This is a genomic window from Alkalispirochaeta americana (genome assembly GCF_900156105.1).
GTDB lineage: Bacteria > Spirochaetota > Spirochaetia > DSM-27196 > Alkalispirochaetaceae > Alkalispirochaeta > Alkalispirochaeta americana.
Genome location: NZ_FTMS01000013.1, coordinates 45,829 through 69,526 on the forward strand (window position 1 = coordinate 45,829; position 23,698 = coordinate 69,526).

General features: G+C 59.1%; 14 protein-coding genes and 2 pseudogenes. 5 read left to right on the plus strand and 11 right to left on the minus strand.

Features of this window, described 5'->3' with window-relative positions; all coding sequences use genetic code 11:
• Nucleotides 1-435 precede the first annotated feature (435 nt).
• Nucleotides 436-906, minus strand: a pseudogene (locus BW950_RS15385) (ROK family protein); the annotation flags it as partial.
• Between the two features lie 109 nt (nucleotides 907-1,015).
• On the opposite strand from BW950_RS15385, the pseudogene BW950_RS10465 reads away from it, so the two are divergent.
• Together BW950_RS10465 and BW950_RS10475 are read left to right on the plus strand one after the other, a co-directional pair.
• A pseudogene (locus BW950_RS10465) lies at nucleotides 1,016-2,208 on the plus strand (PP2C family protein-serine/threonine phosphatase).
• Between the two features lie 20 nt (nucleotides 2,209-2,228).
• Nucleotides 2,229-4,091: a histidine kinase N-terminal 7TM domain-containing protein gene (locus tag BW950_RS10475; RefSeq protein WP_076489252.1), complete on the plus strand. Its 1,863-nt coding sequence runs from the start codon at nucleotides 2,229-2,231 to the stop codon at nucleotides 4,089-4,091.
• Here the strand turns inward: BW950_RS10475 and BW950_RS10480 are convergent.
• The 6 genes from BW950_RS10480 to BW950_RS10505 form a co-directional block, all read right to left on the minus strand.
• The gene (locus BW950_RS10480) at nucleotides 4,086-4,619 is read right to left on the minus strand and encodes a chromate transporter (RefSeq protein ID WP_159438781.1); all 534 of its coding nucleotides are present in this window, start codon (nucleotides 4,617-4,619) and stop codon (nucleotides 4,086-4,088) included. The genes BW950_RS10475 and BW950_RS10480 overlap by 6 nt on opposite strands.
• Nucleotides 4,616-5,185 (minus strand): chromate transporter, encoded by a 570-nt coding sequence (locus BW950_RS10485; RefSeq protein ID WP_076489253.1) that lies wholly within the window; start codon nucleotides 5,183-5,185, stop codon nucleotides 4,616-4,618. The genes BW950_RS10480 and BW950_RS10485 overlap by 4 nt, the downstream gene beginning before the upstream one ends.
• Before the next feature lie 7 nt (nucleotides 5,186-5,192).
• Nucleotides 5,193-7,907 carry a valine--tRNA ligase gene (locus tag BW950_RS10490; protein WP_076489254.1) on the minus strand — a complete coding sequence of 905 codons (2,715 nt, stop codon included), beginning with the start codon at nucleotides 7,905-7,907 and terminating at the stop codon, nucleotides 5,193-5,195.
• A 96-nt stretch (nucleotides 7,908-8,003) separates the two neighbouring features.
• A complete protein-coding gene (locus tag BW950_RS10495; RefSeq protein ID WP_076489255.1) occupies nucleotides 8,004-10,274 on the minus strand; it encodes a SpoIID/LytB domain-containing protein in 2,271 nt (756 codons plus the stop codon).
• A gap of 175 nt (nucleotides 10,275-10,449) precedes the next feature.
• On the minus strand, nucleotides 10,450-13,119 hold the full coding sequence (gene ppdK / locus BW950_RS10500) for a pyruvate, phosphate dikinase (RefSeq protein ID WP_076489256.1): 2,670 nt from the start codon (nucleotides 13,117-13,119) through the stop codon (nucleotides 10,450-10,452).
• A gap of 153 nt (nucleotides 13,120-13,272) precedes the next feature.
• Nucleotides 13,273-14,154, minus strand: a complete 882-nt coding sequence (locus BW950_RS10505) for a sigma-70 family RNA polymerase sigma factor (RefSeq protein WP_076489257.1) — start codon at nucleotides 14,152-14,154, stop codon at nucleotides 13,273-13,275.
• 434 nt (nucleotides 14,155-14,588) lie between these two features.
• On the opposite strand from BW950_RS10505, the gene BW950_RS10510 reads away from it, so the two are divergent.
• Nucleotides 14,589-14,855 (plus strand): co-chaperone GroES, encoded by a 267-nt coding sequence (locus BW950_RS10510; protein WP_076489258.1) that lies wholly within the window; start codon nucleotides 14,589-14,591, stop codon nucleotides 14,853-14,855.
• Here BW950_RS10510 and BW950_RS10515 read toward each other — a convergent pair.
• The gene (locus BW950_RS10515) at nucleotides 14,852-17,359 is read right to left on the minus strand and encodes a helicase C-terminal domain-containing protein (protein WP_076489259.1); all 2,508 of its coding nucleotides are present in this window, start codon (nucleotides 17,357-17,359) and stop codon (nucleotides 14,852-14,854) included. The two genes, BW950_RS10510 and BW950_RS10515, sit on opposite strands and share 4 nt — an antisense overlap.
• A gap of 68 nt (nucleotides 17,360-17,427) precedes the next feature.
• On the opposite strand from BW950_RS10515, the gene asd reads away from it, so the two are divergent.
• Together asd and BW950_RS10525 are read left to right on the plus strand one after the other, a co-directional pair.
• Nucleotides 17,428-18,480, plus strand: a complete 1,053-nt coding sequence (gene asd, locus BW950_RS10520) for an aspartate-semialdehyde dehydrogenase (protein ID WP_076489260.1) — start codon at nucleotides 17,428-17,430, stop codon at nucleotides 18,478-18,480.
• Nucleotides 18,477-19,868, plus strand: a complete 1,392-nt coding sequence (locus tag BW950_RS10525; protein ID WP_076489261.1) for an aspartate kinase — start codon at nucleotides 18,477-18,479, stop codon at nucleotides 19,866-19,868. Before asd ends, BW950_RS10525 begins: the two co-directional genes overlap by 4 nt.
• Before the next feature lie 30 nt (nucleotides 19,869-19,898).
• On the opposite strand, the gene BW950_RS10530 is transcribed toward BW950_RS10525, so the two are convergent.
• The 3 genes from BW950_RS10530 to BW950_RS10540 are packed head-to-tail and all read right to left on the minus strand — an operon-like array spanning nucleotide 19,899 to nucleotide 23,698.
• The gene (locus tag BW950_RS10530) at nucleotides 19,899-21,254 is read right to left on the minus strand and encodes a sigma-54-dependent transcriptional regulator (protein WP_076489262.1); all 1,356 of its coding nucleotides are present in this window, start codon (nucleotides 21,252-21,254) and stop codon (nucleotides 19,899-19,901) included.
• A complete protein-coding gene (locus BW950_RS10535; RefSeq protein WP_234969088.1) occupies nucleotides 21,251-22,498 on the minus strand; it encodes a two-component system sensor histidine kinase NtrB in 1,248 nt (415 codons plus the stop codon). The genes BW950_RS10530 and BW950_RS10535 overlap by 4 nt, the downstream gene beginning before the upstream one ends.
• Complete coding sequence (locus tag BW950_RS10540; protein WP_076489263.1) at nucleotides 22,499-23,698, minus strand: DNA polymerase III delta subunit-related protein; 1,200 nt, start codon at nucleotides 23,696-23,698, stop codon at nucleotides 22,499-22,501. It abuts the gene before it with no gap.

Below are 23,698 nucleotides of genomic sequence, written 5' to 3' on the forward strand. Positions count from 1 at the left end.
CCGGTCCGTGTTTACCGCCGCCTCAACGCGCATACTCGAGAGTTTGCTGATATATCTCCCTGCTTCTCCGGGGTTCTCCAGCCCCGCCACCTCATCAAAGTCCAGGAAGCGTGTGTAAAAATCGTCGTCTCCCACGACCGCCCGGAAAAGCCGAAGCCGGCCGGGACCACTCAGGATCATTTCAGCCCGGAGTGAATCAGGGTCCCCCCCAGGGCCAGCCAGATGAGACAGATCCTGGCCGTACTCCTCCCGCAGATGAAACTCGAAGCGCTCGAAGCTCGCTCCCACCTCCAGAAAAACCTGGCGCAACATGATCTTCTCCAGGCCAATCGAATAGCCCGGTTCTGCCGTGGGATGAAGCTCGGCGTCGTCGCCGGACCAGTCCGTGGCGGGATATTGAACCTCCCCCTCCCGGGATATCCAGGCACCACCCCACCCGCCACCAAACACCCAGTAGAGGAGTTCCACCTGCAGAACGCTCCATTCGGCCAGGCCTCCGGCGTTGGCATCGTTGTCGATCCCCACGGGGACACCGTAGTGATCGCCCAGACAGCTGCAGAGATTATGGCCCTGAAGAAAAGGGATGTTGTGAACCAGCAAAAACGAGCCGTCCCGGGAAAGGATTCCCGCCGTGGCGATACCAATCGCCTCCATGTCCCCCCGGGAGAGGCCGGCCTCTGCAATCAGACACTCAACCGTAGCGATCAGTCCCTTGCAATAGCTTTCCCACCCCCCGCCGTAGCGGTCCACAGGAAACTCACTTTCACGAATTATTTCATGGGGCGTGACGCATACGGCCACTTTTGTACTTTGGCCAGCCCCGATATCGATAGCCACAAGAAAAGACATGTTGCATAGTACCCTGATTATTTGAAATATTCCAGATTTTAAGAATCTCTTGACCATAGATTATATCCGGGTGTACCGTTTACTCAGGGTAAAAATACAGGGTCAGTTGGTCCAGGACCAGTTGGCCGGAAGGCCAGCAAAGGAGCTCCCTATGAGCGGCGAAGACATGGCAGGTCAGGCAATTCTGTACGTTGATGATGAACCCGAGGTGCTGCGGGCCTTCCGCAGAGATCTGCGCCCCTGGCTCAAACGAAGAAACATCCGGCTCGACACCGTTGAGTCCGGCCAGGCCTGTCTGGAGTTGCTGGAAGAGAGCTCCTCGCAATACAGTCTGGTCATCTCTGATCTGCGCATGCCCTCCATGAAAGGTAGCGACCTCCTTCTGACAATCGGCCAACGCTATCCCGGGCTGGGCCTGGTGCTGCTCACAGCCTATTCCGACATGGAAGAAATCAGCAGGGCCGTGACAGCCTCTATACTGGGCCTGCTTCAAAAACCCTGGACCCCGCCCCTTCTGGAGGCAGAACTCGAGCGCTTCCTTGAGTACGTTCAGACCCGACGCAACAACGAGCAGTATTTTAATCACATCCAGCAACAGCTGCGCACAGCCAGCGAGTTCCAGCAAGCCTATCTTCGCCTTGATCCTCCCCGGGATAACCGGTTCAGCCTGGAACGGGCCAGTTATCCCCGACCGGGAATGCTTGTTCAGGGTGATTACTACGACGCCATCTCCCTGGACCGGGACCGCCACCTTCTCCTTCTGGGTGATGTGGCAGGCCACGGTATCAAACCCGCCTTTATAACGGGGATCGTCAAACTGTTGACACGGGAAGAAGTCCGCAGGATGGAGGGGGAGTCCTTCTCGCCAGCCCGATTCCTCTCTCGCCTGAACGATTCCCTGATCCGCCAGTTGCCCGACCAGTCGGACGTCTTTGTATCGCTCATCGCCTTCATGGTGGACCTCCGGACAGGCGAGGCGATCCAGGCCAACGCGGGACACCCCCGGCGTTTATTATCCGGGGGAACACCCACCTTTCGGATCCTGCCTGCGGTCCGGCCCTTGGTATTGAGGGTCCCTGGCGATACCCCGAGAGTTCCTTCTCCCTGCAGAAGCAGGACAGGGTTGTTCTGTTCTCTGATGGCCTCTTCGACGACAAAACCCTGGAAAAGAGCGGGTACCAGAAGGACCGGTTAGGAGCCTTTTTTGTCCAGGCCGAGCGTGGTTCCGAAGGATTTATCTCCACCGTGGAGCGTCTTCTGCGGGCCGATCTCCTGCTGGACAGAAAATCGTCGGATCTGCAGCTCCACGATGACTTTACGATCCTCTCGGCACGGATCATCAATCTGGGACCGCTGTAACACATCCAGGGATTCACGGAATGGACTACATCGTCTTTGTTGCAGTGGCCCCTGTAGCCGTTTGCCTCCTGATTCTGGCCGTTCATACGGTCTGGCCCTACAGGCGAAAGCTTATTTCCCGAGCCCTCCTGGGATACTTGATCGCCGTGACCTGTTTCCTTCTGGGCAATATGCTCGAGCTTTTTTCCAAAAGCGAAAACGCCTCGATCTTCTGGGTTCAGATCGCCCATGTCTTTTACCCTCTCATCGCTATTACCTGGTTCATCTTTGCCCTGGCCTACGCAGGGTTTGAACACCTTGTGGCATCGCGGAAGCCCTATCTGCTCTTTATACTTCCTGCCATCTCGGTCCTGCTTGTCTTCACTCACCCCTTCCACACCTTTTTCTGGCAGGAGCTTCACTTTTTCTATGGAGGACCGTTCCTGACGGTGCGGGGTTCCTACGGCCCCTGGTTCTGGATCAGCGGAGTCTACGTATATATCCTTCTCGTCTCCGGGGCCGTGCTCATTATCGGCAGCTGGGGCGGAGGAAAAGCGCTCTACCGTAACCAGTCATCGGCGGTTGTGCTGGGGTCTCTTATCCCTATCGCCCTGAACCTTGTCTATACCTTCGAGTTTCTTCCCTGGCTGCGAAAAGATTTCACACCCATCGGCTTCGCCCTGTCGGGGTTTGCCTTCTTTATCGGAATTCACCGATTCGGATTGCTGCGCATCACCCCCATCGCCCATCGCCTGGTCCTGCGCGATATCGCAAGCGGTGTTCTGGTGATCGACCTGGACGATAACATCATAGACTGTAACGAAGCGACGGAACTGATCCTCCAGGTCAACCATTCCCTGATCATCGGGACCCCCTGGCATGAAAACCGGGAGATTCGACAATTTCTTGAAGGCGTCCCCCTGCGGGAGCGCTACAACTTCGAAACATCACTCCTCCAGAGGGACGGAACGGAGCTCTCCCTGGAGGTCTGGATTTGCCCGATTCAGGAACAAACAGGGAAAACCGTGGGAACCATCGTGACGATCCACGATATCACTGAGCGGGTTCGGCTGAGCGAGCAGTGGCGCACCGCCCTTTTGGAGCTGGAAGAGCGAAATGAACGAGTCCAGGATCTCCAGCTGACCCTGATGCGCCAGGATAAACTGGCTACCATGGGACAGCTCACGGCGGGGATGCTCCACGATCTGAACAACCCTCTCACGTTTCTTCAAAGCGGGTTTCTCGCTCTGGACCGGTATCTTTCGGAGGTTCTCCCCCTGGTCCCCCCCGGGGCAATGGCAGAAGAGGAGCGCACAGAAATTGAGGAAGAACGCCAGATCATCTCCCGGGATTTTGAGCAGGGTTTTTCCCGGATCAGGGAGTCCCTCCAGAGTCTTCTCAGGCTTTCCCGCCCCCTGCCCGACCAGGAACCCGAAGAGTCTGATCTGAATGAACTCATCGAGGCGACGCTGGAGCTGGCGGCACCGGCCCTGCGGGGAAAACTGGATGTTCACAAGGAGTACGACAGGCCCCTCCCCGGAATTCTCTGCTTTCCCGGCGAGATAAGCAACGTGATCCTGAATCTCCTGTTGAACGCGCTTCATGCCGTTGAGGAGGTCTACCGCGCAGGAGGCTCCTATCCAGGAACCCTCAGGATACACACTTCGACCACAGACCAGGGGATGGTCCGCTGCTCCTTCCGGGATAGCGGACCCGGGATAGCCGAGAATCTCCGGGAGAAAGTCTTTGAACCCTTCTTTACCACCAAGGAAACCGGAAAGGGGACCGGCCTGGGGCTGAGCATTGCCAGGGATGTCGTCACCAGACGGCACGGGGGGGCCTTGTATATCACGCCCGGCCCGATCACAACCTTTGTTATGGAGTTGCCCCGGGCCGCTCTATAGCCCCAGGAGAACCCCTGCTCCGGCCGAGGCCACAATAACCCAAAGAGGATGCAGGCCGGAACGGAGCAATACCACCAGCCCCGCCACCGCCACCAGAACTGTGGCGTACCCGGTAAAGGCAACTTGAGCCACCACCATGGCAGAGTAGAGAATCAGGGCGATCAGGGCGGGCTTGAGAGCCGCCTGCATCCCCGCAACCACCGGTGTGTCACGGTGGCGGCGCATCAACAGACAGAGCACAGACGAAACGATGACCGGAGGGATAACGAGCCCCACCGTGGCAGAGACCGCGCCGGGCACCCCCGCTATGCGATACCCCACAAAGGTGGCGGTGTTAATTGCCACAGGCCCGGGTGTGATCTGGGAAATTGCGATGAGATCCACAAACTCCCCTGTGCTCAGCCAGCCCCGGTTCGTTACCACCACGGACTGGATAATCGGGAGAATCGCCTGGCCACCGCCGAAACTTACCCAGCCCACAGAAAAGAAGGAGAAAAAGAGTTGCCCCAGAAGCACAAGAAGGTTCATCGCCGTCCCCGAAAAACACCTGCGGCTGCGCCTGCAAGAAGCGCCCCCAGGACCACCAGGAACGGACTCAGATCGGTGCATATCAGAACCGCCAGGAATCCTCCCGTGGCGATCACCGTGGAAACCCCATGGTTCCGCCGGAAAATCCGCCACGCCGCCAGAACCATCAACGCCACTACCACCGAGCGGACACCCGCCAGACCCGAGGCAACCGCCGGGAGATGGAAAAAATCCGAGAACCAGGCAGCGATGAGGAGGATAATGGTGAAGGGTACGGTGATCGTTCCAAGAACCCCCGCCAGGGCCCCGGGGATACCTGCCAGGCGATAGCCCACCAGCAGGGCCGTATTGACCGCTATGGGCCCCGGTGCAGATTGCCCCACCAGGAGCAGTTCCTCAAAGGCGTCTTCCCGGAGCCACCCCCGGACCTCCACCAGCTCGTGACCGATCAGGGGGACCATGGCGTAGCCGCCTCCGATTGTGAAGGCCCCAATGCGAAAAAAGCTGATAAAAAGGCCCGGCACCGAGACCGGCTGGGCCGGTGCGTCTGGCTTCTCCCGGACCATGGCGCGGCTACTCTGTACCCTGGGCAAGTTCCGCCTGAACCGCTTCCAGGCGACCCAGTTGGTCACGCAGATCCTCGGCCTTGCGGCGCTCCGCTTCTATTACTTCGGGCCTGGCCTTGGCCAGAAAGCCCTGGCTCTGAAGTTTTCCCTCGGCCTGCTTCAGGGCTTTTGTCGTTTTGGCGATGTGCTTCTCCACCCGGGCTCTCTGGGCAGCCACATCGATAAGGTCCAGAACAGAAAGGTAGGCCTCAAAGCCGCTTCCCACCACGGTAACAGCTCCCTCGCGGCGACTTCCGTCAGAACCGATCTCGACTTCGCCGATTCCTGCCAGGAGGGCTACCAGCTCCTGGTTTGCCTGGAAAAAGGCGGCCAGCTCAGGCCGTTCCGGGGCCGTGCACACGTAGACTCCGAATTTTGTGTTGGGGGGGATGGTAAACTCGCTGCGCATCGTTCGTATCCCCCGGACAAGCTCCTGGAGCGCCCCAAAACCGGCCGCTGCGGCGCGGGCCTGGGGGTTTTCCCGTTCCGTCAAGACCGATGGGTACTGGCCGATGATGACCGCTTTGACGGGGTTCAGTTCCCCGGGGAGTTTTTGGTAGATCTCCTCGGTAATGAAGGGGAGAAAAGGGTGCATCATGCGCAGGGCCTCTTCCAGAACACAGAGGAGGAGGGAGACGCCCCGGTCCTGTTCCTCCTCGTTCTGCGAGTAGAGGCTGAGCTTGCTTCCTTCGATATACCAGTCACAGAATTCGTTCCAGAAGAAATCGTAGACCGCCCGGGCCGCCTCGTCCATCCGGTAATTCTTCATGGCCGATTCCACGGTCTTTACGGCCTCGTTGAGACGGAAAAAGATCCATCGATCCAGATCCCGCAGGGTAATCTCCTCCCGGGGGATCAGGGTGCGTCCTTCGAGGTTCATCAGGAGGTAGCGACTGGCGTTCCAGATTTTGTTGGCGAACTTGCTACCCAGCTGGAAGCTCTCCGAGGCAATGGGGATATCCTGACCCTGTACGCTCAGATAGGCCAGGGTGAACTTGTGGGCGTCGGCCCCGTATTCTGCCACAATATCCAGGGGATCCAGACCGTTGCCAAGACTCTTGGACATCTTTCGGCCCTGGGCATCCCGCACCAGGCCGGTGATGTAGATATCCCGAAAGGGGACCTCCCCCATGAACTCAAGCCCTGCCATGATCATCCGGGCTACCCAGAAAAAGATGATATCGTATCCGGTCACCAGGGTTGTGGTGGGGTAGTAGGTCGCCAGATCGGGGGTTTTGTCAGGCCAGCCCAAGGTGCTGAAAGGCCAGAGCCAGCTGGAGAACCAGGTGTCCAGCACGTCCGGATCCTGGCGCAGAGTCCGCCCCTCGTAGGCGGGATCTGTCGTGGGGTCCGTGCGGCTCACGATCACCTCGCCCGTGGCATCGTCGTACCACACGGGGATACGGTGTCCCCACCAAAGCTGGCGGCTGATGCACCAGTCCCGAATATTTTCCAGCCAGTGGGAATAGGTGTTCTCCCAGTGGCGAGGGTAAAACTGGACCTTTCCGTCACGCCAGGCGGTCAGGGCTTTTTCGGCCAGGGGCTTCATGCGGACAAACCACTGGGTGCTTCCCCAGGGCTCCACCACGGTGCTGCAACGATAGCAGTGCCCCACCTGGTGAGTGTGTTCGCCAATGCGCACCAGGAACCCTCGGGAATCCAGATCCTCCACCACGGCGGCACGCGCCTCTGTGACGGTCATACCGCGATAGCGCTCGGGCGCGTTCTCGTTCATTCGGGCCGAGGCCGTGAGGAGGTTGATCCGTTCCAGGTTGTGGCGCTCGCCGATCGCCCAGTCGTTGGGGTCATGGGCGGGTGTGATCTTTACCGCGCCACTGCCAAACTCCCGGTCTACGTAGGAATCCGCCACAATGGGAATGGGTCGATCACAGAGAGGCAAGAGCACCGAGCGTCCCACCAGATGAGCGTAGCGCTCGTCTTCGGGATGGACCGCCACCGCCGTATCGCCCAGCATCGTCTCGGGTCTTGTGGTGGCTACCTCGATCCAGCCTGCGCTGCCGTCGGCCACGCCCTGGGGTGCATCGGTTCCGTCGCCGATCACAGGATAGCGAAGGTGCCAGATGCTCCCCTGCTTCTCGGCATGTTCGACCTCGTCGTCCGAGAGAGCCGTCCCGCAACAGGGACACCAGTTGATCAGATACTCACCACGGTAGATCAGGTCCCGCTCGTAGAGTTGCACAAAGACTTCCCGGACCGCCCGGCTCAGCCCCTCGTCCAGGGTAAAGCGCTCGCGGTTCCAGTCACAACTGGCTCCGATTTTTTCCAGCTGCCTCGTGATGGTGGCGTGGTGATCCCGCTTTACCTGCCAGGTTCGCTCCAGAAAAGCCTCGCGCCCCAGTTCTTCCCGGCTGGTCCCCTCTTTCAGGAGCTGCCGCTCCACCACGTTCTGCGTGGCAATTCCAGCATGATCTGTGCCGGGAACCCAGAGGGTCGGTCGCCCCTGCATGCGCCAGTAGCGAATCAACGTGTCCTGGATACTGTTGTTCAGACCGTGTCCCATGTGCAACACGCCCGTGACGTTGGGAGGGGGAATAACTATAACAAAGGGATCTTTTCCCTGGTCTCCCGAGGGCTCAAAGTAGTTATTCTCTTTCCACATTCGGTAGATGCGGTCCTCAAAGTCATCGGCGTGAAACACCTTACTCAGCTCAACGGCCTTCATAGATTCTCCTCGTGGATTCGGGGTGCCTGAATGGTTCGCACTCTCGGTTGATGGTTTGGTTTATATATGTCTGCCATAGTAACAAATCGGACCGTCTCAGTCAGCACCCCCGGAGCCCTCCCTGGCATGATCGCCCCCGTACCAGCGGGTGAGCTCATTTTCAGGATAATAGTGAGCAAGGATCTCCCGGAAAGAGCCTCCCCGGGCGGCGAATCCCGCCGATCCGGTCTGACAAAGCCCCACGCCGTGACCCCATCCCGCTCCCTGAAAGACGAAGTACTCCGGCAGAAGATCCTCTTCGTCAGACCCGAAAGAGCCAGCACCTTCGGAACCATCGACAGAGCTGGAGAAAAAGAAAGGGATCACCACAAAGAGATTGCTCCGGAGTCCGCCCAGGCGCGAACGGATTGCGTCACGGCGAACCTCGGTCTCGCCCCGGGTGCCCACAAGACGCACCGCTTCAACCCGCCCGCTTCGGCCACGCGACCCGGGCAAAACCCGAAGAAGCGATCCAATATCGGCACCTGCGGCAGCGCTGCGAGCTTCGATCTCCTGGCGGGACACGGCCAGGGTCCAGCGGTAGGCGCTGGCCGAGGCGTAATCGGGGTGAGACGAGTAGCTTTCGGGCCTGCTTCGAATCCACCGGAAAACCTGACCGGGCGACCGATAATCCTCGTCAAAGGAAAAATGCGGATCCACCACGCTTACCAGAGAAGTAACGCTTCCCCAGACGCTCTCGCTCGATTCCGTGAAGCCTGCCGAGTTGGCGCTGTAGACTGCATCGATTACGCGCCCGCCCCGAGCAAGGACGTACCCCTCGGTCTTCTCCACAGCGCGGGTTGTCCGGGGGTGTTCCCCCGCAACGCCCCGATAATAGGCGGAGATCACGGAACTCTGGAGATCAAACCCTCGATGGTGAAAGCGGCTGCGCCTGTGCAGCGTATACGACCGGGCCGCCACAGCTTGGGCTTTAAGCGCTTCCTCGGGCCACCAGGCGGGCATCTCCGAGGGGACCACCGAGAACAGGTATTCTTCCACGTCGAGATCGTTGATGAGGGAAAACTCTCCCCTCCCCTCGTCGGGTCGGGGGAAAAGTTCCATGTCCCCGCGATAACTTCTGTCCTCCCGGCCTGCCGAAAACTGCCCCTTGCCATAGGCAAGATCGAAGACAATAGTGGTGCTGCCAGGATCATCATAGACAAGGCGCAACGGCCCGGCTGCCCGGAGCAGAGGTTCCCCGGCCCCCTCCTCCTGCAGAACCAGGACTCCCTCGGCGGGGTCCAGAGATATCTCCAGGACCATTCCTTCCGCTCCTCTGGCCAGGGGGTCTTCTGCCAAAAGCTCCTGGAGAATTTCAAGACGCTCCGCAGCAGGGTAGTACACCAGATCGGAGGGAACCCGGACTATCCGGAAATCTCCTCCTGCCTTGAGATAGACCGAACGGAGTCCTTCGGCAAGAGCCACACGAATGCGGGGAATCTCCAGGAGCTCGTCCTGGCGCGTTGCCACGCGGGGAGGTTCGGCGATACTTCTGCGTTTCTGCACATCGGCCTGACGCGCCACCAATAGTTCCGGGTGGGCTTCTTCCCATCGGGCAAGAACCTCCCGAATTTCCTCGCTCCAGGGCAGGGAGAGTGCCGCCCGCTGAAGACGCTCGTAGGCCTGAGCCCGCTCTCCCCGGGCGTAGTCGGCAAGGGCAAGAGGTTTGAAGGCAGCCGTCAGATTCGCGTCCTGACCCAGGGCTGTCCGAAACGCTTCGGCAGCCGAGGTCCATTCCAGGTTATCCAGAAATATTTGACCCAGCAGGAAATACCCATAGGGGAGATGTTCTTCCCGGGTCACCGCCTTCTGCAAAGCCTCCCGGGCTTCCCCGGTCCGGCCCGCGAGAAAGGCTCCCAGCCCTTCCAGAAAAAAGCACTGCCCCGTGCCATTGTCACAGGAGCCGGAAGCAGACGCGGACTCAGCCTCGGACTCGGACTCGGACCCAGGCCCGGGTCCAGGCCCGGAAAAGGGAAGATCCGGATCAGAAGCCCCCAGAAGAAGCTCTACCAGGAGGCGTTCTTCTTCGTAGGGTGCTTCCAGATCTGCAGCAACCTCCAGAGCCCGGGTACGTTCCCCGGCCTCGCAGAGCAGGACCAGGAGACTCAGCCGAAGCTCCTGGTCCTGAGGCGATTCTTCCAGAAGCCGGGAAAGATCCTGGATTACCCCCTCCCGATCCCCCTGATACCACCGGGCGTGGGACGACTCTGCAGCGGGAAGAAGGTGTGTTGCCATTCCGGCCAGGAACACTCCTGCTACCAGAATCCGGGACAAACGGGACGCCATGATCCTGAAGAGGGGAAAAACAAAAGAAAAAGCAGATTTCATAGACGGGACATCTCCTGGCGCGCCAGCACAACCTCTGGCACTGTAACACTGTGGCCGACACTGTGGCACTGTAACACTGTGGCCGTGATCATACCTGGCAGGAAAAAAAAGAAAAAGGGCAGGCACCCCTTGCGGAATACCTGCCCCCGATTACGAATGATTAAGACGAACAGTCTTAGCGATTCTTCAGCACCGCGTGAGCCGCCGCAAGGCGTGCGATCGGCACCCGGTAGGGGGAGCAACTCACGTAGTTGAGACCGGTTCGGTAGCAGAACTCCACCGAGCTGGGCTCTCCGCCGTGCTCTCCACAGATACCTACCTTCAGATCCGGGCGGGCTTTCCGGCCACGCTCGACACCGATCTCCACCAGCTGGCCAACACCGGTCTGATCCAGCACTGCGAAGGGATCGTGCTCCAGGATCTCGTCCTCCACATACTGGGGAAGGAAGGTTCCCACGTCGTCCCGGCTGTACCCGAAGGTCATCTGGGTAAGGTCGTTGGTTCCGAAGCTGAAGAACTCTGCTTCCTGGGCTACCTCGTCCGCCGTGAGGGCGGCCCGGGGAATCTCGATCATGGTTCCGATCTTGTACGCAGTGGTGGTTCCCGCTTCTTCAAAGACCCGGGCAACAACCTTCTCGGCGTTGGCCTTCAGGATCGACAGCTCTTTCACCGCGCCCACCAGGGGGATCATGATCTCGGGCTCCACTTCCATTCCCTTTTTGGCAACTTCCACAGCGGCGGACATGATCGCCTCGACCTGCATGTCGTATACCTCGGGATAGGTGATTCCCAAACGGCAACCACGGTGACCCAGCATGGGGTTCAGCTCGTGGAGAGACTCGATTTTGCGCTTCAGTTCGTCCACGCTCACACCGGTGCTCTTGGCGAGCTGCTCGATCTGGGCAGCTTCGTGGGGAACAAACTCGTGAAGGGGGGGATCAAGAAGCCGGATCGTGACGGGCAGGCCAGCCATCGCCTCAAAAATGCCGACAAAGTCTTTTTTCTGAAGGGGCATCAGCTTGGCCAGGGCCGCTTTCCGTGCCTCCACATCCTTGGCTACAATCATTTCGCGGAAGGTTGCGATCTTGTCTTCTTCGAAGAACATATGCTCCGTGCGGCACAGACCGATTCCCTGGGCCCCGTAGTTGCGGGCAACTGTGGCGTCACCGGGAGTATCGGCGTTGGTGCGGATTCTGAAGACCTGATCGGTCAGTCCGGGGCGGTTCGCCGTGGTGCGAATCTCGTCGGCCCAGGCAAGGAACTCGTCGAGCTCGCCCTTGAGCTCGGGCTTGATCAGGGGGAGAGTTCCCTCGAAAACTTCACCGGCGGTACCGTCCATGGTGAAGAAATCACCTTCCTTGTATACCTTGCCCTCAACGGTGAGAGTTTTCTTTGCGTGGTCAATCTGCAGCGCCTTACATCCTACAATGCTGGGCTTGCCCATTCCACGAGCCACAACAGCAGCGTGGCTGGTCATTCCACCTGTGGAGGTAAGGATACCCTCGGCCACGTGCATACCACCGATGTCCTCGGGGCTGGTCTCGCGCCGAACCAGAAGGACCTTTTTGCCCTTGTTTTTTACCCAGTCCTCGGCCTCGTCGGCGGTGAAGACGATCTCACCAGCCGCGGCACCGGGAGAGGCGTTGAGTCCCTTGGCGATAACGGGAGCGCTCTTGCGGGCTGCCGGATCGATCATGGGATGGAACACCTGGTCCAGCTGCTCCGGAGTTACCCGGGTCACGGCCTCTTCCTTTGTGATCAACCCTTCGGCGACCATGTCCACGGCGATCTTGATCGCTGCAAGACCGGTGCGCTTTCCGTTTCGAGTCTGGAGGATGTAGAGCGTTCCCTGCTGGATGGTGAACTCCAGATCCTGCATGTCCCGGTAGTGCTTCTCAAGCTTGGAGCGGATATCGTCGAGCTGCTTGTACATCTCGGGGTTGGCGTCGGCCAGGGATTGCAGGGGCTGGGGCGTGCGGATACCAGCCACAACGTCCTCACCCTGGGCGTTCATCAGGTACTCTCCGTAGAAGTAGTTCTCGCCCGTGGAGGCATCGCGGGTAAAACACACACCGGTTCCGGAGGTGTCGCCCAGGTTGCCGTAGACCATGGACTGGACGTTCACGGCCGTTCCGATGAGCCCTTTGATGTTATTGAGCCTCCGGTACTTTTCTGCCCGGGGGTTATGCCAGGAGCCAAAAACAGCGTTGATGGAACCCCAGAGCTGCTCCACGGGATCCTGGGGAAAGTCAGTTCCCACATGGTCGCGGTAGACGGCCTTGTACTTCTCGACGACCTTCTTGAGGTCCTCCGTGTCCAGGTCCAGGTCTTCCTCTACGCCCTTCTCGGCCTTGACAGAGTTGAGTGCTTCCTCAAACTTCTCGTGATCGCAGCCCTTTACCACATCGCCGAACATCTGGAGGAAGCGGCGGTAGGCGTCCCAGGCAAAGCGGTCGTTGCCGGAGACCTTGGCGAGTCCCTCGACAGCTTTATCGTTCATTCCAAGGTTCAGGACGGTGTCCATCATTCCCGGCATGGAGGCTGCTGCGCCCGAGCGAACCGACACGAGCAAGGGATCGTTGGCATCGCCAAGTTTCTTGCCCATGAGCTTTTCCAGACGAGCCAGGTGCTCTGCCACTTCTTTCTGCAAGCTCTCGGGATGTTGCTTGTTGTTCTCATAGTAGGCCGCACAAGCCCTGGTAGAAATGGTGAATCCTGCCGGTACGGGAACGCCCGCGCTGGACATGTCCGCCAGGTTTGCTCCTTTTCCGCCCAAGAGTTCCCGCATGTCTGCGGTTCCTTCAGCCTTCCCACCACCAAAAAAATAGACGTTCTTCTCTGCCATAGAAAAAATTTCCCCCTGGAATGTTATGGTTGCACAAATCGATTGATACAATTGCAACAGTAAACGAAAGGCCCCCTGCTGTCAACTGATCGTTGTGATCGGTTGACACGCGAAGGGGCCTTGGTGTAATGCGAAACGGGTCAGCCAGGCCGATCAGGCCACGTAGGCTTCCAGATACTGCGCCCGACGCGGGCTCTGGAGCTGGCGGAGGGCTTTTTTCTCGATCTGACGGATGCGCTCCTTGGTGAGGCCATAGCGGTCACCAATCTCTTTCAGTGAAAGGGGACTCCGTCCGTTCAGACCAAAGCGAAACCGGATGATGTCAGCCTCTTTCTCCGTGAGGGTAGTGAGCGCCTTGTCTATATCGGTCTTGAGCGCCCGCTCGATCATGAGAGCCTCCGGCTGAACATACTGCTTGTCCTCGATGAAGTCTCCCAGCATGGAAGAGTCCTTTTCGTTGTATACCGGTGTCTCCAGGGAGATCATGTCCCGGGATATCCCCACCAGATCGGCCACGTGCTCGGGCGTCATGTCCAGGGTCCGGGCAATTTCCCGCAACTCTGCTTCTTCACCCCTGGTACCGGTGATCTCCTTGCGGACTTTTTCGATCTGCACCAACTCGTTTGCCCTGTTCAGAGGCAGCCGGATCATCCGCGATTTCTCGCAGATCGCCTTGAGAATCGCCTGACGAATCCACCAGACTGCGTAGGATATGAAGTGGTACCCTTTCTCCACGTCGAATCGGTCAATCGCGTTCATAAGACCAATGTTCCCCTCACTGATCAGATCTGACAGAGGGAGGCCCTGGTTTTGGTATTTTTTTGCCACGTTCACCACGAAGCGGAGATTTGCGTTTATCAGAACCTCTTTGGAGGCCTCATCGCCGGCAGCAACCCGCCGTGCATGTTCCACTTCCTCTTCCCGTGTGAGCAGGGGAATGCGGTTGATTTCTTTCAGGTATATGGAGAGCACATTCTCGTCATCGCGAACGGGAGCGTTCACGGTCACATGCTTTTTTGTCATTGTTGTCGTCATTATTGCCTCCTGGTACTATACAAGCAACTTCCGTGCCATCCTGCGCAAATCACCCTAAAAGCAATCTATCTCGTTGCTACACAAAACATTACGTTTCTTCAACCAAAGCCCTTGGTGCTATCAGATTGTTTCTCTGGCGAGACATTTTGACCCACACCGGACCGATCGCCAAAAAAGCGGGTTTTTTTGGCCCATTCCAGACCTGAAAAGGGGGAAAAAGCGGGTGACCTCCGGTAAATTCTGAGCCTCTCCTGGGTTATTCCGGCAGTCCTCCCCGGCCAGGCGGGAAAAAACACGAACAAACCAGTCTCTTCACGTGGCGAATGCCCGGGATAACTCTGTTTTTTCTTGACCCCGCGACAGTCCATCGGTATATTTCGGAGCGGATAATTTCTCCACAGAATTATAAACACATAGAATTACAGGAGGACAGCATGACTGTTAAACCGTTAGGCGATCGAGTGCTTGTGAAGATGGAAAAGGAAGAAGAGAAGACCAAGGGGGGGCTCTTCATTCCCGAGACCGCCCAGGAGAAGACCCAGATCGCTGTGGTTGTCGCCGTGGGCGACGACAAGGACGAGATCAAGGTGAAAGAGAAAGACCGCGTGATGTTCGACAAGTACGCAGGAACCCAGATCAAGATTGACGGCGACGATCACCTGATTCTTTCCATGGGCGATATCCTGGCAGTAGTTTCCTAACCCTCCTGGCTTGCCAGTGTTTCCTGTCCCTCCGAATCACGGAGGGATTTTTTTTGCCCTTGACTGTGGGCTCCCAGGAAAGACCGGACTTCTTCAACCACCTCTTCTCCCGGAGCAACCAGCGGGCGGGCCGGCGGCAAGCTTTCCCAGAAGAAGGAACCGTAGCGTTTCCGCACCATGCGGGGGTCGGCAACCACAACGGCACCATAATCACCAGCCTGGCGCATGAGCCGCCCGAAGCCCTGCTTGAGTCTCATCACAGCCTGGGGAAGGCTCAACTCGTAAAAGGCGTTCCCCCCTGCCTCCACCACCGCTTCGGCCCGGGCCAGTTGAACCGGTTCCGTGGGGACCCGGAAAGGAAGTCGGCAAACCACCACCAGACGCAGGGATTCCCCCGGCACATCCACGCCTTCCCAGAAACTGTCAGTTGCAAAGAGAACACTGGCCAGGTCGCACCGGAACTGATCCAGAAGGCGGGAGCGATCCTCGCTTCCCTGGCGATAGCAGGAAAATCCCCGTTGTTCCAAATCAGGCGCCACGGCCTGATAGATCGATTCGAGCTGCCGGTAGGACGTGAAGAGAATAAGAGCGCCTCCCCCGGAGGCGTTGATCAACCGGGGAATCAGTATGGTCAGGTACCGCCCGTAGTCAGGGCTCTCGGGAGGCGGTGCATCGGAAGGAACAGCCAGCATTACCCGGTTTGTATAGTCAAAGGGCGAGGGAAAGAGCCCCTGCAGGGATTCCCCCTGCCCCAGAGGGACTCCCAGCCGTTTACCCCAGAAGAGGAAGCTCCCGTTCACACTCAAGGTGGCACTGGTGAGAACAACCGTCTCGTGAGGCTGAAAAAGAGAGTCTTCCATCAGTTCCCGGATATCAAGGGGAGTACTGCACAACACAACGAAGGGCTCACCCCGACCGTCCCGGCGACGATCCATCCAGAGGATCGATTCAGCCTCAAGCTCCGCTGCGGCGAACCGTTCGTAGAGCGAGGCGACCTCCTCAAAGCGGCGGATGGCTGATGCAAGTTCTATCAGGGGAGGTTCTTCCCGAAGCTCTTCGGAGACCTCCCGGATAATCGCCGCCAGATCCTCCGCCACGGCCAGCACCGCCTTCTGGGCATCAAAGAGCGCCCCTCCCAGGAAGTCTGCCAGACGGTCAGCTTCCTTCTCCACAAGGCGCCAGGAGGTCTCTGTCCCCAGGAAGGCCAGAAGCTCGGCGTTGAGACGCAGCGCCTCGTTCCGCACCGTCTGGAGCGAGGCTTCTGCCCTGGCAATACCCCGGGAAGAGGCTCCCAGGGGGATCACCCGCTCCAGCAGACCGAACCGGCGTCCCCGGCGCGTTCTCAGAACACGGGAAACCTGGCGCAAGAGAGCGATCCCACTGGTCTGGTGGGAAAAAAAGGACGTGGCAGACCGCTCCAGATTATGAGCCTCGTCAAGAACAAGCCGCGAGAAGGGAGGGAGAATCGCCGTGGCGCCCCAGCCGACTCCAGCGTTTCGAAGCGCAAGATCGCTAAAAACAAGATGGTGATTGGCCACCAGAAGAGATGCTCCGGCTGCCCGTTGCCGTGCCCGGAGAACAAAACACCCCTCCCGCCGGGGACACCGAATGGCGCAGCAGGTGTCAGCCTCGCTATTCACCCGATTCCACTGTTCGTCGCTCACGGGAAAGGGAAGATCGCTTCTTGAGCCATCGGTGCTGGCCCGGGCCCATTCCTGGATTGCCTTCACCGTTTCCCCATCGTCAAAGAGATCTGCTTCCTCGAGGCGGTCATCGAGACGGCGATGACACAGATAATTGCCCCGCCCCTTTACCAGGGCTGTCTTCAGATCAGTCCCCAGAGCGCGCTGCACCAGCACCAGATCCCGTTCCAGAAGTTGCTGCTGCAGGGTAATCGTGGCCGTGGCGATCACAACCCGTTCTTCGTTTGCCGCCGCCCAGGCCACCGCCGGCAACAGGTAGGCGAAAGACTTCCCTACCCCCGTGCCCGCCTCGGCCACCACCACCAGGGATTCGTTGAAGCCCTGCACCACCTGGCGGAGCATTTCCTTCTGGCTGGGCCGTTGCCTGAAGCCCGGCAAAATTTTCGCCATGGCCCCCTGATCAGAGAGGATTCCTGTCAGCTCCTCCGGATCGATGGGGCTGATCTCCCGGGGCGATACTGGCTCAACCAGCACATAGATCGAGGTAACCTGATTGTCGATGATGGCCGAACCGATGCCGTCTGCAGCAAGCCTGGCCGAGATAGCCACGTCGGCATCGCTGGGCCGGAGATCGCCCGAGGGGTGGTTGTGGATGACCAGGTCCCCCGGCTCGCACATTCCGATTCCGGCGGCGGCTACGCTGGAGTAATTGCCCCGAGCGTAAACCTCCACCTGGGCGATCCGTCCCGCCCGATCGGGGTGGCCGATACATACTATTTCCTGGCCCTGGGCTCGGAGGATTTCCGTACGAAGAGTTGCCTGCGCGGCAACCCCGAGACGGTCCTGAATCTGTGAACTCACTGAAGACAAGTGTACCACCTTTTGGCCCTCTGTTGACAGTAGATATTCTCCTGCCATACGATCAGCCCATGAAGAGAACTCCCGTAGCGATCCTGGGTGCGACCGGCACCGTAGGACAGAAGTTTATCACCTTGTTGCAGGATCATCCGCAATTTGAGATTGTCGAGCTCGTGGCAAGCCCCCGCAGCGCGGGGAAGCCCTACCACGAGGCCACCTCGTGGAAACAGAACGTCCCCATCCCTGCCTCGGTTGCCACCATGACCGTCCAGGACACCTCTTCTACCCTCACGGCACCCCTGCTCTTCTCGGGGCTCGACAGTTCCGTGGCAGGAGAAGCAGAAGACCGCTACAGCAAGGCCGGTCATGTGGTGATCAGCAACTCCAGCAACTACCGCATGGCCCCCGACGTGCCTCTGGTTATTCCCGAAATCAACCCCGATCATTTTGAGCTGATCCATCGCCAGGGTCGCAGCGGAGCAATCATTACCAACTCGAACTGCTCCACCATGTTCCTTGCCATGGCCCTGGCCCCGCTGTACCGGACCTACGGGATCGAATGGGTACAGGTGACCACCCTCCAGGCGATCAGCGGCGCCGGGTATCCGGGAGTTCCATCACTGGACATTCTGGGGAACGTGATCCCCTTTATCGGGGGGGAAGAAGAGAAGGTGGAACAGGAAGCCCAGAAAATCCTGGGCACCCTCACAGAAAAGGGTATCACCCCGGCACCATTTCGCGTAAGCGCCACCTGCACCCGTGTACCTGTGGTGGACGGCCACCTGGAAACGGTGACAGTCAAGTTCCCCCAGGGAGTTGATCCCTCGCCCGAGGAGGTAATCCAGACTCTCTCATCCTGGCGGGGACTCCCCCAGGAGATGAACCTTCCTTCAGCACCAGGGCAGCCCCTGGTGGTCCTTCCTGATCAGGACCGGCCTCAGCCAGCCAGAGACATCTGGTGCAACGGGGGCATGTCCACCGTGATCGGACGCGTCCGCAGGGATACCATTGGAAACATCCGCATGGTCATCCTGGGGCACAACACCGTGCGCGGCGCTGCCGGAGCGGCGGTGCTCAACGCCGAGGCCCTTCTTGCCCAGGGCCTTCTGGACGACCGCCTGTGATCGTTCTCAAGTTCGGCGGTACCAGCGTCAAGGATGCTCACTGGATCGGCAATACCCTGAAGATAGCAGAGCAGCGACTGGATCAGGCCCCGTTGCTGGTGAGCTCGGCCATGGCCGGGGTCACCGATACCCTCATAGAGATCGCTCACTTTTCCGTAGAGGGAGAGATCACGTCTGCCCAGGCCCTTCTGGAGGGCATCAAGTCCTCCCACCGGGCAGCTCTGACGGACGTAACGGCATCGCTGGATCAGACCGTTGCCGAACCCTGGAAGGTCCGGCTTGAAGAGCTTCTGGATGATCTGGCGGTGCTCGTGGAGGGCATGGGGCTGGTTCACGAGGCCAGTCCCCGCTCCCGGGATGCCCTGCTCTCCTTTGGAGAACTTCTCTCCACCACCGTGATCGCTGCGGCTGCCCGGGCCCGGGGCATTTCAGCCACCCTGCTGGACAGCCGGGAACTCATCATGACCAGCACCGACTTCGGGGCGGCCCGGCCCGACCTGGCCGAAACGACCCGCCGTATCACCGCCCAGGTATCTCCCCGCCCTGGACATCTCTACATTGCCCAGGGGTTCATCGGCTCCACCACCAACCAGGTGACCACCACCCTGGGCCGAAGCGGATCTGACTTCAGCGCCACTATTTTCGGCGCAGCCCTGGAAGCTGAACAGGTAGAGATCTGGACCGACGTGGACGGCATCATGACCTCGGACCCTCGAATTGTTCCCTCGGCCCGCACCATCCCCGAGATCAGCTACAGCGAGGCTGCCGAGCTGGCCTACTTCGGGGCCCGGGTGATTCACCCGGCCACACTTGTCCCGGCAGTGGAGCGAAACATACCGGTGGTGGTCTGTAACACCCACAACCCGGAAGGTCCCAAGACGCACATTCTGAAGAGCCCCTCCCGGGCAGGACTTCGAGCGATCGCCGGCCGCCGGGGGGTCACAATCATCACAGTCTTTTCCAGCCGCATGCTGAATACCTGGGGGTTTCTGAGCCGCATGTTTCGTGTGTTTGAGACAAACCGGGTGAGCGTGGACCTGATCGCCACCAGCGAGGTTTCCGTTTCTGTTTCCCTGGATCTTCCGGATCCGCCGCCGGCACTCCTTCAGGAACTGGCTATTCTGGGTTCCGTCCAGGTCGACCGCGACAAGGCGGTCTTCTCTCTGGTGGGAGAAGGAATGTGGAAGAGCCCCGAACGGATACGGGATGTCTTTGATTCTGTAATGTCTGTCTTCTCCGGCCCTGGCGGGGTGGAGTCCGGCCCTGGTGGGGTGGAGATGATCAGCCTGGGGTCCTCCGAGACAAACCTTTCGCTGGTGATTCCCCAGGATCAACTTGATCCGGTGATGCGGGAAATCCACCAGAGGTTCTTCACCGCCCCGGCCTGATGAGGGGCTGCGGCGGCGATCCGGGAAAAGCTACTCCCCGTCGAGACCATACTCGCTGATTTTGCGGTGCAAGGTCTTCCTGCCGATACCAAGCGTTTCGGCGGTGCGAGTCTTGTTGCCCTTGTGGTGAGCCAGGTTTGCCCGAATGATCTCCCGCTCGGCCCGGGAAAGGGTGCTTCCCAGAGGAACCCGGATAGCATCTCCCTCATCCTCGGCCTGGCTGATGCTGGGCGGCAGGTCGTCCAGCGTTATGATCGATCCCTTGCACATGACCACAGCGCTCTCGATGCTGTTACGTAACTCCCGAATGTTTCCCGGCCAGCCATGCCTGTGCAGAGCCGCTCGGGCGCGAACGTCCACCCCCTCTACGGGCTTGTTGTTCTCCCGGGCAAACTCTTTTATAAAGGAAGCAACCAGGAGGGGGATGTCCTCTTTTCTCTCTCTCAGGGGAGGGACATGGATGTTCACCACGTTCAGACGATAGAAAAGATCCTCCCGAAAGGAGCCGCTTTCGATCTCGCTGCGCAGATCCCTGTTTGTGGCCGAGACGATCCTCACGTCTACACTAACTGTCTCTTCCCCTCCAACCCGTTCAAACTGTTTTTCCTGAAGAACCCGCAAAATCTTGATCTGCAGGGTCTGATTAACCTCTCCAATTTCGTCAAGGAAGATCGTGCCGGCGTTGGCAAGCTCAAAGCGTCCCCGCTTTCGCCCGATCGCGCCGGTAAAGGCTCCTTTCTCGTGGCCGAAGAGCTCGCTTTCCAGGAGCGACTCCGAGAGGGCTGCACAGTGAACCTTGATCAACGACTTTTCGGCCCGCTCCGAGAGGCGATGGATCGCATCGGCCACCAGCTCTTTTCCTACGCCACTTTCACCGGTGATCAGGACCGAGGCCTTTGTAGGAGCCACCTGGCGAATCACGTCCAGAAGGCGCTGCATGGCCGTGCTTTTGCCGATGATCTCCGAGGTCTTGCGATGTTGCTCCAGCTCCTGCTGGAGCTGGCGGTGCTGGATAACCAGTTCCCTCGACGAGAGCGCCCGCTGTGCCAATAACGAGAGACGATCCAGCGAAACCGGCTTGGTGAGGAAATCGTAGGCTCCATCGCGCATGGCCTGAACAGCTGTTTCGATTGTTCCATGACCGGTCAGAATGATTACCGGCACAGTGGGATAGTTCTGGACCACCCGCCGGAGCAGCTCCTCTCCAGGCAGACGAGGCATCTTCAGGTCGGCGATCACCAGATCGACCTCTTCACGTTCGATGATATCCAGCGCTTCCTGGCCGTCGGCGGCAAGAAAGACGGCGTAGCCATCTATCTCCAGGGCCTTCCCCAGACCGGAGCGGATGTTTTTCTCGTCATCAGCAATCAGCACATTGAATTTCATGATTCGGTGGCCTCTCTCCGGGGTATTTGACCGTTCCGGGTAGTCTGGCCTTCCCGGGACAGATGATCCTCCCGGGGGCGATTGCCTTCCCAGGTGATAAGACGTTGCTCTCGCTGAGGGACGGGCAAGGTGATCGTGAAGGTAGACCCCCTCCCCTCCCGGGAATGAACAGAGATGTCACCCATGTGTTCTTTCACCACCTTGTAGACCAGGGTAAGGCCAATGCCGCTGCCGAAATCTCTGGTTGTGAAATAGGGTTCGAAGATCTTTTCCAGCACCTCCGGGGACATACCCAGGCCGGTATCACTGATACGCACCAGCGCCTCATCGCCCCGCACCTGGGTGATAACACGAAGGGTTCCTCCCTGAGGCATGGCGCTCATGGCGTTTTTCACGATGTTCAGAAGGGCCTGTTTGAAATAGCGCCGGTCCAGATCAAGCTCGGGGACGGCCGGATCAAGATCGCGCTCCAGCTTGATCCCCCCCTCTTCCAGCTCGTAGCGCAGGAAGTTGAGCAGATCATCCAGAAGCTGGTTCAGATCAGCTGGTTCCAGCTGCGTGTCCATGGGGCGCACGGCAAAGAGAAAATCCACCACGATCCGGTTCAGCCGCTCGATCTCCTCGCTGATAACCTCCAGATATTCCTTCATGGTGCCGGAATCGGGGCAATCCAGGCAGTCCACGCTCTTCTCAAGAAGCTGGGCATGGATACCGATCGATCCCAGGGGGTTTTTTATCTCATGGGCTACGCCCGCAGCGAGGGTGGTGAGGCTGGCCAGACTCTCGGCACGCCGGAGCCGCGCCTCGCGGGTTCGCTTTTCAGAGATGTCCACCACCTGGAGGATGTTCCCCCGGACGTGGCCATCCTTCACCATAGGAAGAATGCTGCAACTCAGAATGCGGGTAACCCCCGCATGATCCAGGGCAAACTCCTGATCCGATACAGTGTCTTCCCGGGAGAGGATCATCTCGGTAAAGGTGGCGATATCCCTGTCCAGGATCACATCCCAGAGCGGCCGTTCTCCCATGGGCTTCCCCGTGACCAGAGGGATCATCCGTTCGGCCGCCTTGTTAACCAGGACAAGACGGTGCTCTGTATCGGTGATCAACACGCCGTCGCTCATGGAATCCAGGGTTACAGCCAGGCGTTCGTTCTCTTCGGCCATCACAAGGAGCAGCTGTTCAATCTGCTCGTTATCCAGCTTGGATATTTTTTCCAGCGCCCGTTTTACCAAGCCTCTCATTCACCCCCCCTGACCGTCCTGTATTGCCAGCAGAAACCCTGTGATGGTGGTCACGGGGTGCATATTCCGAACCTCTATACGGGAGCGGTAGGCACGAAGGAGCGGCCCCCACCGTTGCAGCCGGAGAGTTTCCCGGGGCTGGGCACGCCGAAGGCGATCGCGGGCTACCTCGGAAAACTCCTCAAAAAAGAGATAACTGCTCGTTGCAGCGGTACCCTGGGCGTACTCTCTTCCGATTTTTTCAAGAAGATCGCCGTCAACTCGTCCCTGAAGCGCCTGATCCACCACCTGATCCACCAGGTCCCGACGCACCCCGGCATCCCCGCCGCCAGAGGATCGGAAGAAGGATGCCAGCGAGGAATAGTCACCCGATTTCTGGCGAAAGATCTTTTCCTGCACCCGATCCTGCACATCCCGGGGACGATCGGGAAGATAATACGTGCGAAGCCGGGAAAGCAACGTGGGTATCACGGCGCTGCGTTGCGATGTGGTCAGTATCAGATGCACGCCCCGGGGCGGCTCTTCCAGGAGTTTCAGAAGGCTATTGCGCGCTCCTTCCTGGAGCGTGTGAGCCTCCTCGATAATCGCTACTTTCACACCATCGGCGCTACTCACGTGGGCCCAGCCCGCCAGGGCCCGAACCAGATCCACAGGAACCAGCTCGTGGGGAACAACACGCTGAAACCGCACAAGAGCGCTTTCGAGTTTTTTGAGTGAGGTCTCGGGGATTCCCCCCGGGGGAAGCTCCACCGCCCCCGGAGGGGGCTCCATCGCCTGGAGCAACTCCTCCACCGGTTCCAGGGCAGGGAGGATTTTTTTGAGGCGGAGATCGCTCCAGAGGGCAGAATCAAAACGCCGCACAAGCTTCCTCACCGCCCGGATCAGAAGGAAGAGAGTCCCCCCCCGGGGCTCCCTGCGATACGCCTCCAGAGAGGCGGCGATTTCCAGATCGAAATAGCGGGGACCCGCACAAACCAGCCCCGGGTGAGACAGGGTTCGGTGCAGCCCGCAGGAATGGCACCGGCAGTCCCACCGGCCTCCTTCGCGGCAGGAAAGACTTCGGGCGATTTCCAGGGCTACCGTGGATTTTCCTCCGTAACGGGGTCCTGCCAGAAGGATCGCCGGGGGGAGTTCTCCGCGAAGGATCTCCCGGGAAAGCTCCCCGGTAACGGTTTCCAGACCAAGGGCGTTCTCGAACAT